A 15,401-nucleotide genomic window follows, 5' to 3' on the forward strand; every position below is an offset into this window, starting at 1 on the left:
CGCAGCGGAGCTCGGTTGCGCCTGAGGCTGCTTGACGCGCGCGCAGCGCATGGTCGGCGATCGCGTCGACCGAGACGCAAATCGGATGGTCCAGTATCCCTGTGAGCCGGTAATCCGCACTTGCGGTCCCTTCCGGCGTAGGGCAGGGGTCCAGGTTCGCGGTCCCCTTCAGAGCGCCTTCAATCACATCCACCTCCGGCGGCAGGGCCGAATCTAGCTCAGGCCGAGACGGGACGCACGAGAAGGCTGTGCCTGAACACCATCAGGCCTGCTCCAGGGCGCGCATGTAGGCGAACACGCTGGAGCGGCGCGTCATGGCCTGCATGACGTGCCGCTTTGGTGCGCAATGGCAGCGGAATTTGGCGGGATCAGGCGCTGGCGGACGCGGCCGTCTCGGCGACGTCCTGGGCGGCGGCCGAGCGGCTGCCGGCCGAGCGGTCGAGAGCGCAGCTCTCTTCGAGCAGCTCGACAACGTCGAGCTGGCGGATCGACTCCTCCTTGGACTGATCCTTGAGGCCGTCGGTGATCATCGTCTGGCAGAACGGGCAGGCGGTCGCGATGGTCTTCGCCTCCGTCTGGAGCAGCTGCAGTGTCCGCTTGACGTTCACGCGGTCCTTGTTCTGCTCCTCCATCCACATCTGCGCGCCTCCGGCGCCGCAGCAGAGCCCCTTCTGCCGGTTCCACCCCTCGGCCTCGACGAGCTGCAGCCCGGGGATGCGCTTCAGGATGTCGCGCGGCTGCTCGTACACGTCGTTGTAGCGGCCGAGGTAGCAGGAGTCGTGGAAGACCACCTTCCCCTCGACCGGCTTGCTGGGGACGAGCTTCTTCTCGGCGACAAGGCCGAGCAGGAAGTCGGTGTGGTGCACGACCTCGAACTTCGCGCCGAAGTCGGGGTACTCGTTCGCGAGCGTGTTGAAGCAGTGGGGGCAGGTCGTGACGATCTTCCGGACGCCGCCCTGCTCCTTGTAGCCGTTCAGGGTCGCCGCGTTCTGCTCGGCGAGCATCGCGAAGAGGTACTCGTTGCCCGCGCGGCGCGCCGGATCGCCGGTGCAGGTCTCCTCCTGGCCGAGGATGGCGAAATCGACGCCGGCGGCCTTCAGGAGCCTGGCGGTCGCGCGGGCGATCTTCTTCGCGCGGTCGTCGTAGCTCGCCGCGCAGCCGACCCAGTAGAGCACCGGGGCCTGCGGCTTCTCGGCCATGGTCGGGATCTCGAGCCCCTCGGCCCAGTTGCCGCGGTCGATGCGCGCGAGGTTCCAGGGGTTGCCGTTGACCTCCATCGCGTTGAACGGATTCCCGAGCTCCGCCGGGAACTCGCCCTTCACGAGGACCAGGTGGCGGCGCATGGAGACGATCTTGTCGACGTAGCTGATCATCACCGGGCACTGCTCCTCGCAGGCCCGACACGTCGTGCACGCCCAGAGCACGTCCGGATGGACGACGTTCGCCACGAGGTCGACCGGCTTGTACGCGACCTCGGGGACCGGGACCGGGTTCTCCGGGGCCGCCTGCTCCGCGTGCTCGGCGCGTTCCTGCGTCTCCGCCGTCTCCGCTGCCTGGCCGTCCTGCGCCACCCCGTCGGAGGCCTGCCCGTTCGCCTGGACCGCGTGGCCGTCGCCTCGCGGGCCGCCCGGCCTGTTGATGAACTCCCCCTCTCGGCCGTACAGGTGATCGCGCAGGTCGAGGGTGAGCTGCTTGGGGCTCAGGATCTTGCCCGTCTTGTGGGCCGGGCAGTTGTCGCTGCAGCGGCCGCACTCGGTGCACGTGTAGAAGTCGAGGATCGCCTTCCAGGTGAAATCCTCGATGCGCGCGACGCCGACAGGGGCGGCCTTCTCCGGCTCCTCGGCCGCCTTCATGACCATCTCGCCGATCGCCTCGGCGCTGCCCGCGACGAGCGGCAGCCGGCCGCGCGCCTCGATGTTGCGCGTGAAGACGTTCGGGATCGACGTGATGATGTGGAAGTGCTTCGAGTGCGGGAGCAGGTTCAGGAACACGAGCACCAGCGTGACGTGCGTCCAGAACCCGATGTGCGCGAGCACGACGAGCGTCCCCGGGCTGGCGCCGCTCAGGAGGACGGCGAACAGCGAGCCCGCCGGGGCCGGGAACAGGTGCCAGCCGAGCGCCGCCGGGTCCGCCGGGACGCCCGCGAACGGGGCCGTCACGGTGGCGACGCGCTCGCAGAGCGCCGGGTCCGCGGGGCCGCACGCCGCCGTGGACCAGCGGTGGTGGAGCACCAGCGAGGCGCCGTCATAGAGCATGTCGCTCACCATCATCGTGACGATGATGCCGAGGATGAGGAGCCCCTCGCCGGACAGGGTCATGCGCCGCTCGCGCTTGATCGCCCGGTAGTAGATGAACACGAGCGCGCCGGTCACGACCAGCGTGGCCATGACGTCCTTCACGAACTCGTAGATTCCGCCGAGCGGCACCGCGCCGACGCCCGGAAGCCGCACCGGCTCGTGCCCCAGGATCCACAGATCGAACGACGGGTCGATGCCGCGCCCCCACAGCATCAGCGTCCGGAGCAGGAGAACCAGGAATCCGAAGAAGATGAGCTTATGCGCCAGCCCGGCGAGCGGGTAGTAACCCATCTTCCGTTGCCGGAAGGCGTACTCCCAGGTGCCTTTGAGGCGCTCGGCGATCCGGTCGAGCCGGTCTTCCCCGCGCCCGACCTTGAGGAGCTGCCAACGCCGGTTGGCGCTCCACGCAAAGGCGGCGAAGAGGCCGACGAGCAATGTGAGCATCCACGTGGGATTCATTCGCGGGGCGTCTCCAGGTGTAAAATGGCCACATCTTTTAAGGTGGGCGGCTGCCGGACGTCAACCGCGCGGCGGCGAGGGAGCGCGCGGTGCTCCTTCGTCGGATTTCTGTTCTTGCAAGGGCGGATACGTCGGTGCGCGCTGGGGCTCCTCGCGCGCCGGGGGCGCGGGCGGCGCGCCGGGGGCGCGGGCGGCGCGCGCCTCGCGAGCGGCTCAGAGCGTGAACTCGACGCTCTTCTCTTCGGTCGCGGCGGAGGGGGACAGATCGAGCGCCATGCTGTACGAGCGCTGGCCGACCCGCGCGCTCAGGCGGACGCGGATGGGGGCCGTCGCGTCGTTCAGCTTGTCGAGCCGCACGACGACGCGGTAGCGGCCCCGCGCCGGCTCGCCCTCGGTGAGGAAGACGTTCTCCACGTTCTGCTCCTGGCATTCGCCGCTCACGCGCGGGCAGTCGCGGTCCTTCATGAGGCCGCTCGCCGTCGGCTCCCCGACGCGCGCGAGCTCTCCCGCCGGGTCATAGACGTTGAGATCGACGTCGGCCTCGGGCTCCTCCCACGCGATCGTGAACTGGAGGATCCCTGTGTGGAGCCCGCAGCCCTCGTCGATCACGCCGTTGCAGTTGTTGTCGCGGGCGTCGAAGCAGAGCTCGACCCCCGTCGGTGTACAGGCGATCTCGAGCCCGACGCCCTCGGGGACCTTGATGTCCTTCGGCTGGAGGGGCGGCCTGGGCGGGGGCGGCGGCACCTCGATGCAGCCGGCGAGGAGCAGGGCGAGGGCGGTCGCGCCGCGCGCGACGCGCGCGACGTCGATCGCCACGCGGGCGAGGCGCTCGCGGAGGCCGTGAGGCGCCGGCGGGCGCGTTGCGGCGCGACGGGCGCGCGGCTCGCGCCGCGGGGGACCGGGGCTTCGCATGGGGGGCTGCATGTTATCCGCCTTCAGGCTCCCGCGGGGCGCCGGCGCTGCGCGTCTCGAGCGTGGGCGGCGCGGGCGGCTTCCGCGGCTTGGGGCCGCGCGGCTTCGGGGGAGGGGGCGGCGTTCCTCCGAGGGGCAGGGGCAGGTGCATGCCCCGCGCGGCCAGGATCTCCGCCGCGTGGGGGACGGTGAGCACCAGCGCGCGCGCATAGAGCGTGATCTGGTAGGGCTCCGGCAGGTCGCCGGGACGGCCGTTCGTCGCGTGCTCGAGCAGGATCGCCGCGGTGACGCTCACGTTGAGGCTCTCCGCGAAGCCGCGCATGGGGACGCGCACGGCGCGGGCGCAGGCGGCGGCCAGGTCGGGGCGGATGCCGTCGCGCTCGTTGCCGAGCACCAGCGCGAGGCGGGGGATGCTCGAGAGGTCGCGCGGGGTGAGCTCGCCTTCCGGGTGGGTCGCCACGAGCTCGTGCCCCGAGGCGCGGAGCTCGGCGATCGCGGCCTCGGTGGTCGCGTGCGTGCGCACGTCGACCCAGCGCTCGGAGCCGCGCGAGACCGTGTTCGAGACAAGGAACTGCTCGGCCCGCTCGATGATGTGCAGCCGCTGCAAGCCGAACGCGTCGCAGGAGCGGAGCACGGCGGCCCCGTTGTGCGGATCGTGCGGCGCATCCATGGCCACGGTGACGGCGTCGAGCCGCGCCGCGATGACGCCGCGCAGCCGGGCCCTGCGCTCGTCCGTGACGAACTCCTCGAGGATGCGGGCGACGTCGGCGACGTCGAGGGAGTCGAGCGCGGCGAGCAGCCTTCGCTGCTCCTGCGCGACGAACGAGCAATTGGGGGTCGAGCGGCGCATGGCGGCGGGCGCCTCTATAGCAGGTCGATCGCGACCCCGATCCGCTCGCTCTCTGCGTACTCGACCACGGCGCAGTCGCCGGGAGAGCCGTCCTCCCAGGACAGGCAGACGAAGTCGGCCTCGGCGTCGAGCGCGATCATGGGGTGGTGCCACACGCCGGGGCGATAGGTGATGCCCTGGGCGCCGTGGGCGATGAAGGCGCCGAGCGTCGTGAGCTCGGGCCTGTCGCCGCCGAGGGCCACGACGACGAGGTAACGCCGCGCGCTCATCGGCACGAACGCCTGGGTCGAGCCGGGGTGCTTTTCGAGCACGGCGATCGGGAGCGGGAAGCTCGATCGCGGGGCGCAGCGGAACACCGAGACGTTCAGCGAGGCGTGCCCGGGGCGGAGGTTCTCGATCGCGGCGAGGTGATCGAAGCGCCGCGCCGTCCCCTGGTTGGCAGGCCTGCCGGGCTCGCCGTGCGGCGAGGCCATGAGGATGTCGCCATACGGCGCATAAGCTGCGGGGCTGAGCGAATGGGCTGCGATGCGCGGGCGGTGGCTCATCGTCATGGGCGACTGTGGCGGCGTGCCACGCGTGGGGCTTCCCTGAGGCTCTCCTGCGCGGCGCATGGAGCGCGCCGGCCGAGGGCACGACAGGAAAAGGGTATCACGTCGCGGGCGCGCCGCAGCACGCCAGCCCGCCACGAGCGCCATGGGGCCGGGTTTTGCAAGGCGCCTCGCGACGCAACCCCGACGGGTAATGCAAGCGACCCTGGAGCCAGTCATGCGGATTGTTCACAAATCGACTTTTCGGAAGCGCCTCGCGGTGGCCTCCCTGTTCCTGGCGGTGCTCGCCGTCATGACGTCCGTCGTCGGCTGCCAGCGCTACGACATGCTGGTCGAGAAAGATCAGATCGCGGCCCAGAAATGGTCCGATCTCGAGGCGGATCTCCAGCGGCGCTACGACCTGGTGCCGAACCTGGTGGCGGTCGTGAAGGGGTCGGCCAAGCACGAAGAGCAGACGCTGGCGAGCGTCGCCGAGGCGCGCGCCCGCGCGACCAGCGTCCAGCTCAAGGCCGACGATCTGACGGATCCGGAGAAGGTGCAGGCCTTCCAGAAGGCGCAGGAGCAGCTCAGCGGCTCGCTCTCGCGGCTCCTCATGGTGCAGGAGCAATACCCTGATCTCAAGGCGAACCAGGGCTTCCACAGCCTCCAGGTCCAGCTGGAGGGGATCGAGAACCGGATCCTCCGAGCGCGCCAGGAGTACAACCAGGCGGCGCGCGAGTACAACGCGGAGCTCCTGAAGATCCGGGGCCAGGTGGTGAACAAGGCGACGGGCCAGCCGTTCAAGCCGCGCGTCTATTTCACCGCCTCTCCCGAGGTCCAGTCGGCGCCGAAGGTCTCGTTCTGATGAGGGGCGCGGCGATGCGCCGGATCGGCGCGAGCGGGGCGCGGCTGCGCGCCGTGGCCAGGGCCGTCGCGGCCGCGTTCGCGCTGGTCTGCGCGCTCGTCGCGCGGCCGGCCCTGGCCGACTTCACGCCGCCGGCGCTCACGGGGCACGTCGTCGACACCGCTGGGCGGCTCGAGCCGCCCGACATCCGCGCTCTCGACGCGAAGCTCGATCGCATCCGCCGCGAGACAGGGTTCGAGATCGTCGCCTTCGTGGCCGGATCCCTCGAAGGCGAGACGATCGAGGACGTCGCCTACGAGGCCTTCAACACCTGGCAGCTCGGCCAGCGCGGGGCCGACAACGGCGTTCTCCTCGTGATCGCCCCGAACGAGCGGCGCGTCCGGATCGAGACGGGCAAGGGCGTGGGGGGAGCGCTCACGGATCTCCAGTCGAACGACATCATCCGGCAGACCATCAACCCGCTGCTCAGGCAGGATCGATTCCGCGACGCCATCGACCAGGGAACGGCAGAGATCGCCAGGGCGCTCGTCGCCGGGACACCCGAGGAGGAACGGCGCCCGGCGCCCGACGCCCGGCCGGCGCCCGCTCCGGTCTCGCCGATCAAGGTCGGCGTGACGGTCGTCGCCATCGTGGCGGCGCTCGTGCTCGCGCTGATTTCGCCCTCCTTCCGCTGGTTCCTGTGGCTCGTCCTCCAGGCGCTCCTCTTCCGAGGCGGCGGCGGCGGCCGCAGCGGCGGCGGCGGATCCGGGTTCGGTGGCGGCGGCGGCGGTCGCTCCGGCGGGGGCGGATCCAGCGATAGCTACTGAGCCGCTGCGCGCCGCCTCTTCACCCTGTGCGGGACGGATCCGGCCGATCGATCGACGTCCGAGCCGGCCTTTCGATCGGCCGCTGGGCTCACCCCTGGCGTGACCGGGCGGGCACACGCGACATCGACGCCGGCGCGGCGCGCGTAGAACCGAGCGGAGATTCCAGGGCGCGCGCGATCTCCCGCTGCGCGCTGACCAGGCGACGCTACGCTCTCGTCATGGCTGCTGCCCTGCGCCCTGTCTTTGTCGTCGACGCTGTCCGGACCCCGATCGCCCGTTACGCCGGCGCCCTGGCGACGGTCCGCCCCGACGACCTCGCGGCGCACGTCCTCGACGCGCTCGTGCGTCGCAACCCTTCGCTTGCGCCGCGCCTCGATCACGTCGTCTTCGGCGCGACGAACCAGGCCGGAGAGGACAACCGCAACGTCGCGCGCATGGCCGCGCTGCTCGCCGGCCTCCCTTACGAGGTCCCGGGCGTCACGGTGAATCGCCTCTGCGGCTCGGGGCTCGAGGCGGTCGCCGACGCCGCGCGGATGATCGCCACCGGGGAGACCGACTGCGCGATCGCGGGGGGCGTCGAGAGCATGACGCGCGCGCCGTTCACGATGCCCAAGCAGGCCGAGCGCTTCGATCGGAGCGCGCCGACCGTCTACGATACGACCCTCGGCTGGCGCTATCCGAACGCGCGGATGGCCGCGCGGTTCGAGCTCCAGTCGATGGGGGAGACGGCCGAGAACGTGGCCAAGAAGCACGGCATCAGCCGCGACGACCAGGATCGGTTCGCGCTCCTCTCCCACGAGCGCGCGACGCTCGCCTGGGAGTCGGGGGGCTTCGCCGCCGAGGTGGTCCCCGTGCTCGTCCCCCAGAAGAAGGGCGATCCCGTCCTGTTCGAGCGCGACGAGGGCGTGCGCGCCGACGCCTCGCTCGAGGCGCTGTCGAAGCTCAAGCCCGCCTTCCGCGAGGGCGGGACCGTCACGGCGGGCAACTCGTCGCCCCTCAACGACGGCGCCGCGGCCCTCCTGCTCGCCTCGGGCGACGCCGTGCAGGCCGCCGGCGCGACGCCGCGCGCGCGGGTGATCGCGACGGCGACCGCCGGGGTGGATCCCAACCTCATGGGGGAGGGGCCGATCCCGGCCGTGAAGAAGCTCCTCCAGCGGACCGGGCTGCGCGTCCCCAACGTGGATCTCTTCGAGCTCAACGAGGCGTTCGCGGCGCAGGCGCTCGCGTGCTCGCGCGCGCTCGAGCTCGACCCGGCGCGCGTCAACGTCCGCGGCGGAGCGATCGCGCTCGGGCACCCGATCGGCTGCTCGGGCGCGCGCATCGCGTGCACCCTCGTGCATGCGATGCGCGCGCGCGGCGCCAAGGTCGGGGTCGCCTCGCTGTGCATCGGCGTCGGCCAGGGCATCGCGACGCTCTTCGAGCGCGCGTGAGGTCATTTCACCGCTCGTTCGCGGCGCCAGATGAGATAAGACCGCCGCAGCAGGACGCAGGAAGGGGGGCCCGCGGCTCACCTCCCTCGGCTGACGCCGCCGCCTCGGCGGCCAAGAACTGACTGCGCCGCCTCGGCGGCCAAGAAAAGGAGAAGGCCTGATGGAATTCCCCCCGATCAACGTGCCCGGCACCGGCAAGCTTCACGCTCGGCTCAAGACCTCGCTCGGTGACATCACGGTCCGGCTCGAGGAGGAGGGCGCCCCCAACACGGTCAAGAACTTCGTCGGCCTCGCCACGGGCGCCATCAACTGGACCGATCCGAAGACCGGCCAGGGGATGCAGGGGACGCCCTGTTACGACGGCATCCGCTTTCACCGCGTGATCTCGGGGTTCATGATCCAGTGCGGTGACCCGCTCTCGCGCTACCCGGACAAGGCGCAGCTCTGGGGCACGGGCGGCCCCGGGTACAAGTTCGCCGACGAGTTCAACCCCTCGCTGAGGCACGAGGGCGCCGGCGTGCTCTCCATGGCCAACGCCGGCAAGAACACGAACGGCGCGCAGTGGTTCATCACCGACGGGCCGACGCCGCACCTCGACAACCGCCACACGGTGTTCGGCAAGGTCGTGAGCGGGCAGGACATCGTGAACCGCATCGCCAACGTGGCGACCACGCGCGATCGGCCCAACCAGGACGTCGTCCTCGAGCGCGTCGAGATCTTCCGGCAGTAGGCGCGCTGCGCGCCGCGCGGCGCCGTTCAGCGCCGCGCGGCGCCGTTCAGCGCCGCGCGGCCAGCGCGATGCCTCGCTCGTTCAGCGGGCGCAGCAGACGGTGATCCTGTCGTCGCCTTCCTCGACCTCGCCTGTGGGGTCGCCGCCGCGCGGCTGGCAGCTGCCGCTTCCGGTCACCTCGATCGACACCGAGGCGGCGGGGGGCGGGTCGTCGACGCAGGCCCCGTTGAACGGCACGGTCTCACCGGGCCCCCGGCAGCGGCTCTGCCCGAAGAGCGTCAGCGTCGCCGCGCAGCGCACGCCGTCCGCGTCGCAGGTGCACCGCGTGCAGCCGCGGTTGTCGACCACCGAGCTCGCGAACACGTGTCGTTCGCCGAACCCCTCGGGGCAGCTCCGCTCGCCGTCGCGCCAGACGCAGACGCCCTGCTCGAACGGTGCATCGATCTCTCGCGGGGCGCAGGCCTCGTCGGCCTCACATCCGCCGGCGTCCGACCCGGGGGCGCACACGAGCCCCTCGATACCGAAGCGCGGCGGCGGCAACGTCGCCTCGCCGCCCGACGGAACGCACGTCGCCGAATCCACGCCGGGCGCCTCGCCGCTGTAGCTGCCGGCCTCGAAGTCGCCGCCGATGTTGATGCAGTCCTCCGTCTGCACCGGCAGCGTCGCGCTCCCCCCGCCACACGCGCCACGCGAGTACACCGTGACCGCGGGCGTCTCGCACTCCACGGTCGGCGCGCCGCACGCGCACGGGCTGCAGGTCGCGGGCGTGTCGAGGGGATCGCGGCCGCCCACGTCCACCCGCTCGGAGAAGCCCTCGGGGCAGGCGACGTCCGCGGCCTCGGGGCCCTGGTACAGGAGGCCGGGCCCTTGCCAGTCCTCGGGCACGGCGACGCAGGCGAACCCTCCGCAGTCGTCGTCGGCGCAGTCGACGGCGCCATCGCCGTCGTCATCCTCGCCGTTGGTGCACCGCTCGCCGCCGTCGGCGCCGCCGCTGCTCGTGGTGCTCCCAGCCGACGTCTGGCCTCCTCCAGCTCCGCCGGAGCTGCTGGCCCCGCCGGAGCCGCTCCCGGACGGCCCCGGGAAGAGCTCGGGCTCGAACTGGTCGAAGTCCTGGGTGCAGGCGCTCGCCGCGAGGAGAGCGACGAGCGCGGTGACGCTTTGGAACGCAGAGCGGCGCAACACGACCTCCGGGATCGGCGGGCTTCGCCTCGGTTCGAAGGAGCCCGACCGACGGTATCACGAAGCGCCTGCCCGCACGGCGAGCTCCGCAGCCGGCAATCCCGGTGACCGTTCGCCCGTCCGAAGCGCGCCTGCTGCGGCGCTCCTTGCTGCACCGCGCCCCGTGCGCTGCGTCATCCGCTCGGGAGCGCGCGGGGATCGCCCGACCAGAGCGATGTGAGCGTCTCGAGCTCCCGCGCGAGCTCCTCGGTCGCCTTGTGAGCGAGCCGCGCCCGCTCTGCGACGAGCGCCTCGATGACGGCCGCGCGCGCGTCGGGCGGCAGCTCCTCAGCGCTCCTCATCTGCGCGAGCGCCTCGTCGGCGTCGTGCAGCTGGCCGAGGCGGCGCTGCATCCGTGACGCGGATTTCGAGGTGCGCTCGGCGCGCTCTCCGAAGAGCGGCGAGAACGTCTCCGCGGAGTAGCGCAGCCGTTTGAAGCGGATCCGGAGCGCGTGCATGGCCGCGCCGTCGCCCGGGTCGCTCGCGGCGAGCGCGCGCACGTCGTCCAGGGCATCACCGATCGCTCGTCTCGCGAGCGCCTCGGCGCCGCGCTTCCTCGCTTTCCGGCGCGAGATGCGCCGCTCGAGGCGCGCGAGGTGAGGCTCCAGCCGGAGCCGCTCGCCTGCCGCCGGCGTGTCGACCTGCGTCGCGCCCGTTTCGCCCGCGGCCGGCGTGTCGGCCTGCGTCGCGCCCGTTTCGCCCGCGGCCGGCGTGTCGGCCTGCGTCGCGCCCGTTTCGCCCGCGGCCGGCGCGTCGACCTGCGTCGCGCCCGCGTCGTCCGGGCGATCCTGCCGGAGCAGCTCGACGATGTGGGCCCTCGCCTCGCGCTCGCGGCGCGCGCGCTGCGCGACCCATCCTGCGACGGCCGCCCGGGCCGCCTCGTCCAGATCGAGCGCGGTGAGCGTCTCGCGCAGCACCTCCTCGTCGCGCAGCGCGCCGGTCGCACGCGCGAACTCACGGAGCCCTTCGGCCACGGGGCGGAGCCTCCTCGTGCCGTAGATGCGTCGCGCCGGCTTGAGCAGCGTCCGGAGCCGGCGAAGCGAGACCCGGAAGTCGTGCACCGCCTCCGCGTCCGGCTCCGCGCTCTCGCCCTGCTCGCTCGCGGCGACGACGCGCCGCGCATCGGCGCGGACGCGCTCGATGTGGGAGAGCAGCACTGGACCGAGGAAATCTCGCGCGGAGAGCCTCGCGCCGCCGCCGCCGCCGCCGCCGTCGCCGGCGCCATCGCCGCCCGAGGGCGGGGGGCTCCCCTCGAGCGGCGTCACAGGCGCGTGAGCGCCACCGTCACCAGCGGGCGCCTCCCGAGCTTCGCCTCGAGCGTCCGGCGCGCCGCGAGCCGGGCGATCTCGATGATGTCGTTGTCGCGGCGCCGCGCGCGCGGCTCGCAGTCGTTCACCGCCTGCGCGACCGCGCGCGCCGCTGCCCTCAGCGCGCCGCCCTCGAGCTCCCCGGTGACCCCGCGGGCGAGGACCTGCGGCGGCGCCGCGAGGGCGCCGTGCGCATCGACGACCAGCGACACGAAGGCGACCCCGGAGCGACCGAGGTTCGCTCGCTCCCGGAGGACCTCCTCGCCGAGCTCCTCGCCGCCCGCCGTCGCCACCCGGCCGGTGACGGCCCGGCCGCTCCGGCCGAGCGGCTGCGTCTTGCCGATCTCGACGACGTGGCCGTTCTCGGCGACGAGCACCTCGGCCACGCCGCGCTCCCGCGCGAGCTCCGCGTGTCGCGTCAGGTGGTGCAGCGCGCCGTGCACGGGGAGGAAGCTGCGCGGCTGGGTGAGGTCGATCATGCGCGCCTGCTCCGTCCGGTGCGCGTGCCCGCTCGCGTGGACGCGCCGATCCGTCGACCACGTCACGAGCTCGACGCCGAGGCGGAGCAGCCCGGCCATCATATCGACGACCGGGCGGTCGTTGCCCGGGATGACGCGGCTCGAGAGCACGACCCGATCCCCCTCTTCGAGGCGCAGGAGCGGGTGCGTCCCCGAGGCGAACCGCGTCAGCGTGGAGGCCCGCTCGGCCTGCGTGCCGCTCGCGATGACGAGGAGGCGCTCGCGCGGCATCGAGGAGGCGACCTCGGGCGGGACGAGCAGGTCGCTCGGCCACGGGAGCCTCCCCACGGTCTGCGCGGCCCGCACGTGCGTCTGCACGCTGCGGCCGAGCAGGCAGATCTTGCGGCGCGCGCGGATCGCGGCCTGGCCGAGGGCGAGGAGGCGCTGGACGTTCGAGGCGAAGACGCCGACAACGACGCGCGCCGGCGCGGTCTCGACGAGCTCCGCCAGCGCGTGGGCGACGGCGCGCTCGCTTCCCGCCTCGCCGGGCGAGTCCACGTTGGTGCTGTCGGACAGGAGCAGCCGGATGCCGGCGTCGCCGAGCGCGCGGAAGCGGGCCTCGTCGGTCGGCTCGCCGTCGAGCGGCGTCGGGTCCAGCTTGAAGTCCCCGGTATGGACGACGAGCCCCGCGGCCGTGTGGATCGCGAGCGCCGTCGCGTCGACGATCGAGTGCGTCACCCGGAGCGGCTCCACGACGAAGCCGCCGATCGCGACCTCGCGCCCGACCTGCGTGGGCAGCAGGCGCACCTTGTCCTCGAGCGCGTGCTCCGCGAGCCGGTAGCGCACAAGCTCCAGCGCGTGCGGCGGGCCCCAGACGGGGACGTCGAGGTGGCGCAGGAGGAACGGCAGCCCGCCGATGTGATCCTCGTGGCCGTGCGTCAGCACGATGCCGCGCACCTGATCACGGAGCGCGAGCACGTGATCGAAGCGCGGGTGATACACGTCGACGCCGAGGTCCGTGCTCGGGAACGTGACCCCGCAGTCGATGAGCAGCAGCCCATCGGCCTGCTGGAGCGCGAGGCAGTTCATCCCCACCTCGCCGAGCCCTCCGAGGGGCACGAGACGCAGGGTGGACGGCGCTGGCGGGGGGAGCTGGCTCGGGGCGGGGGCGCTCTGCTCGGGATGCACGTTTTGGTGGAGGGGGTCTGCCACCCAGGGCGCCGGGGGCCTACGGCCCGCGGCTTGCTGAGCTGGTCTGAAAGAGAGAGGACGACTGCTTCAAGACGTAACCCACATCGGCTCGCCGTCCCCTTCGAAACTTGGAGCGACAGTGTAGCCACAGGGTGGCCCCTTGCGTCACGCTCTCTCTTTCCAGTTCCACCGCCGGGGCCAGGCGACGCCGACCTCACCACCGGATCTGGTGCCGCGCGGACCGGTTCCTGCACACGCTGTCTCCCCCCACCCCAGTCTCCCCCCACCCCATCGTGACCGCCGGCGGACGCCGAGCCGCCTTTCCGTCGCCCATCCCCTGATTCCGAGGAGCCTCCGGTGATCGCTGCCCTGCTCGTCAATCTCCTCCGCCTGCTGCTGCTCCCCGTCAGCGCGCTCCGCTGGGCGTTTGCTGCACCCCGGGGCGGGTACGTCGTCCTCGAAATCGATGGCCGCGTGGTCGACCTGCAGCCCCCCCGGGTCCGCCTCGCGCTCCCGTGGCGTCGGAGGAAGAGGGCTCTGATCTCGGTGGAGCGCGTCCGCGAGCTCGGCAAGCACCTGATGAAGGATCCGCGCCCGGCGGGGCTGCTCCTCCGGATGCGGTCGGTGCACGCGGGGCCGGCGGTGGCGGCCTCGCTGCGGGACGCGCTCCTCGAGATCCGGGCGGGGGGCAAGGACATCGTCGCCTACCTGCCGATGGGCGCCGACACCACGATGCTCCTGCTCGCCTCGGCCGCGCGGGCCATCGTCGTCGGGCCCGAGACGATGGTGTCGCCGCTCGGGTTCGCGGTGGAGGGCCGCTACGTGCGCCGCGCGCTGGAGCAGGTCGGCGTCGAGCCCGAGGTGTTCGCGAAGGGGATGTACAAGAACGCCGGCGAGGTGCTCGTGCGGGACACGATGAGCGCCGCGCAGCGCGAGCAGGTGGGCGCCCTGCTCGACGGGCGCCTCGGGGACCTGACCGCGGCGCTCGCCCAGGGGCGCCGCGTCGATCGCGAGACGGCCGCGCTGTGGATCGACGAGGCCCCCTTCGGCGCGGAGCAGGCCGTCGCGCGAGGCATCGTCGACGCGGTCGCGTACGAGGACGAGCTCGAGCACATGCTCGCGGCGGGGTCGCTCCCCTGCGCGACCGCGGCGCCGCGCCGCGCCGAGATCGGCGCGGAGAACGCGGACGGCGCATCGGGTGGAGGAGGCGCAGGAGCTCGTGATGCCGCGCGGCATTCGAAGAGCCGCCTCGTGTCGGCGGGCCGCTACCTGGGCGCGCGGCGCGCCCTCTCGATGACGCCGGTGTGGCCTCGGCCCGTCCTCGGCGTCATCGAGGTGCACGGCGCGATCGTCAGCCGCGCCCGCTTCCGGGGCGCCTCCCTGGCCAGCGAGGAGCGGCTCGTCGCGAGCCTGCGCGCGGCGCGGCAGAACCCGCGCGTCCAGGGGGTCATCCTCCACGTCGACTCGCCGGGCGGCTCCGCGCTCGCTTCCGACAGGATCCACCACGAGGTCACCCGCCTCGCGGAGGTGAAGCCCGTCGTCGCGTGCCTGTCGAACGTGGCGGCGAGCGGCGGCTACTACGTGGCGGTGGCCGCGCACGCGATCGTCGCGCAGCCGCAGACGATCACGGGGAGCATCGGCGTGGTCTCGGCGCGCTTCGCGCTCGGTCCGCTGCTCGATCGCCTCGGCGTCTCGACCGACGTCGTGAAGCGCGGCGCGCGGGCCGACCTCTTCTCGCCGTCGCGCAAGCTCGACGCGGGGGAGCGGGCGGTGGTGGAGCGCGAGCTCGACGCGATCTATGCGGCGTTCCTCCGCGTCGTCGCCCGCGGCCGCCGCCGCCCGGTCGAGGAGATCGAGCCGCTCGCGCAGGGGCGCGTCTACAGCGGCGCCGACGCGCAGGCGCGCGGCCTCGTCGACATGCTCGGCGGGTTCGAGCGGGCGCTCCACGAGCTGCGCCAGATGATCGGGCCCAAGGCGGCCGCCATCGAGCCGGCCATCGTGCGCGCGTCGCGGTACATCCCACCTCCACCGCTGCTGCCGGCGCCGGTGCCCACGCTGCTCGAGCTCGTCGGGCTCCGCGGGATCGCCCAGGAGGTGGCGCTCGCCATCCACTGCGAGGGGGAGCGGGTGCTCGCGTACTGCGCTGAGGCCGACGATCTCGACTAGACGGCGACGGCCGGCGGGGCCCCGGCGCGCCCATGCCACGCCTGGCTCGATGAAGGAGCCGGTGGTTGGTTAGGCGCATTCCCGGGAAGAGGCGGATTTTCTCTCGGGAGAAGCTGTGCGTAATCTGTGCGCCCGGTGGGTAGCACCTGTTCAGAACTGATCACGGATCGCTAGGAATCCCGTAC

Annotated in this window: 12 protein-coding genes; 5 read left to right on the forward strand and 7 right to left on the reverse strand. The window is 72.5% G+C overall.

The window, feature by feature from the left end:
• Positions 1 to 368: 368 nt before the first annotated feature.
• The 4 genes from WMF46_RS02060 to WMF46_RS02075 all read right to left on the reverse strand — a co-directional run bounded on the left by WMF46_RS02060 (position 369) and on the right by WMF46_RS02075 (position 5,069).
• On the reverse strand, positions 369 to 2,741 hold the full coding sequence (locus tag WMF46_RS02060) for a (Fe-S)-binding protein (protein ID WP_437984054.1): 2,373 nt from the start codon (positions 2,739 to 2,741) through the stop codon (positions 369 to 371).
• A gap of 228 nt (positions 2,742 to 2,969) precedes the next feature.
• Positions 2,970 to 3,668, reverse strand: coding sequence for a hypothetical protein (locus tag WMF46_RS02065; protein ID WP_437984055.1), 699 nt, complete (start codon positions 3,666 to 3,668; stop codon positions 2,970 to 2,972).
• Positions 3,669 to 3,681: 13 nt separating this feature from the next.
• On the reverse strand, positions 3,682 to 4,518 hold the full coding sequence (locus WMF46_RS02070; protein WP_437984056.1) for a TrmH family RNA methyltransferase: 837 nt from the start codon (positions 4,516 to 4,518) through the stop codon (positions 3,682 to 3,684).
• 14 nt (positions 4,519 to 4,532) lie between these two features.
• Positions 4,533 to 5,069 carry an ureidoglycolate lyase gene (locus WMF46_RS02075; protein ID WP_437984057.1) on the reverse strand — a complete coding sequence of 179 codons (537 nt, stop codon included), beginning with the start codon at positions 5,067 to 5,069 and terminating at the stop codon, positions 4,533 to 4,535.
• A gap of 214 nt (positions 5,070 to 5,283) precedes the next feature.
• Between WMF46_RS02075 and WMF46_RS02080 the strand changes: the two genes are divergently transcribed.
• The 4 genes from WMF46_RS02080 (at position 5,284) to WMF46_RS02095 (ending at position 8,876) form a co-directional block, all read left to right on the forward strand.
• The gene (locus WMF46_RS02080; RefSeq protein ID WP_437984058.1) at positions 5,284 to 5,910 is read left to right on the forward strand and encodes a LemA family protein; all 627 of its coding nucleotides are present in this window, start codon (positions 5,284 to 5,286) and stop codon (positions 5,908 to 5,910) included.
• Between the two features lie 14 nt (positions 5,911 to 5,924).
• Positions 5,925 to 6,716: a TPM domain-containing protein gene (locus tag WMF46_RS02085; RefSeq protein ID WP_437984059.1), complete on the forward strand. Its 792-nt coding sequence runs from the start codon at positions 5,925 to 5,927 to the stop codon at positions 6,714 to 6,716.
• A gap of 218 nt (positions 6,717 to 6,934) precedes the next feature.
• Entirely contained in the window at positions 6,935 to 8,146 is a 1,212-nt protein-coding gene (locus tag WMF46_RS02090; protein WP_437984060.1) for a thiolase family protein, read from the forward strand.
• Between the two features lie 160 nt (positions 8,147 to 8,306).
• Positions 8,307 to 8,876 carry a peptidylprolyl isomerase gene (locus WMF46_RS02095; protein WP_437984061.1) on the forward strand — a complete coding sequence of 190 codons (570 nt, stop codon included), beginning with the start codon at positions 8,307 to 8,309 and terminating at the stop codon, positions 8,874 to 8,876.
• 81 nt (positions 8,877 to 8,957) lie between these two features.
• Here the strand turns inward: WMF46_RS02095 and WMF46_RS02100 are convergent, their stop codons facing one another.
• The 3 genes from WMF46_RS02100 to WMF46_RS02110 form a co-directional block, all read right to left on the reverse strand.
• Positions 8,958 to 10,058, reverse strand: coding sequence for a hypothetical protein (locus tag WMF46_RS02100; protein WP_437984062.1), 1,101 nt, complete (start codon positions 10,056 to 10,058; stop codon positions 8,958 to 8,960).
• A gap of 170 nt (positions 10,059 to 10,228) precedes the next feature.
• A complete protein-coding gene (locus WMF46_RS02105) occupies positions 10,229 to 11,359 on the reverse strand; it encodes a CHAD domain-containing protein (protein WP_437984063.1) in 1,131 nt (376 codons plus the stop codon).
• Positions 11,356 to 12,978: a ribonuclease J gene (locus WMF46_RS02110; RefSeq protein ID WP_437984064.1), complete on the reverse strand. Its 1,623-nt coding sequence runs from the start codon at positions 12,976 to 12,978 to the stop codon at positions 11,356 to 11,358. Before WMF46_RS02110 ends, WMF46_RS02105 begins: the two co-directional genes overlap by 4 nt.
• Positions 12,979 to 13,407: 429 nt before the next feature.
• On the opposite strand from WMF46_RS02110, the gene sppA reads away from it, so the two are divergent.
• On the forward strand, positions 13,408 to 15,216 hold the full coding sequence (sppA, locus tag WMF46_RS02115) for a signal peptide peptidase SppA (RefSeq protein WP_437984065.1): 1,809 nt from the start codon (positions 13,408 to 13,410) through the stop codon (positions 15,214 to 15,216).
• The last annotated feature ends 185 nt before the right edge of the window (positions 15,217 to 15,401 follow it).

This window comes from Sorangium sp. So ce117 (assembly GCF_051524395.1).
GTDB classification, from domain to species: domain Bacteria; phylum Myxococcota_A; class Polyangia; order Polyangiales; family Polyangiaceae; genus Sorangium; species Sorangium cellulosum_B.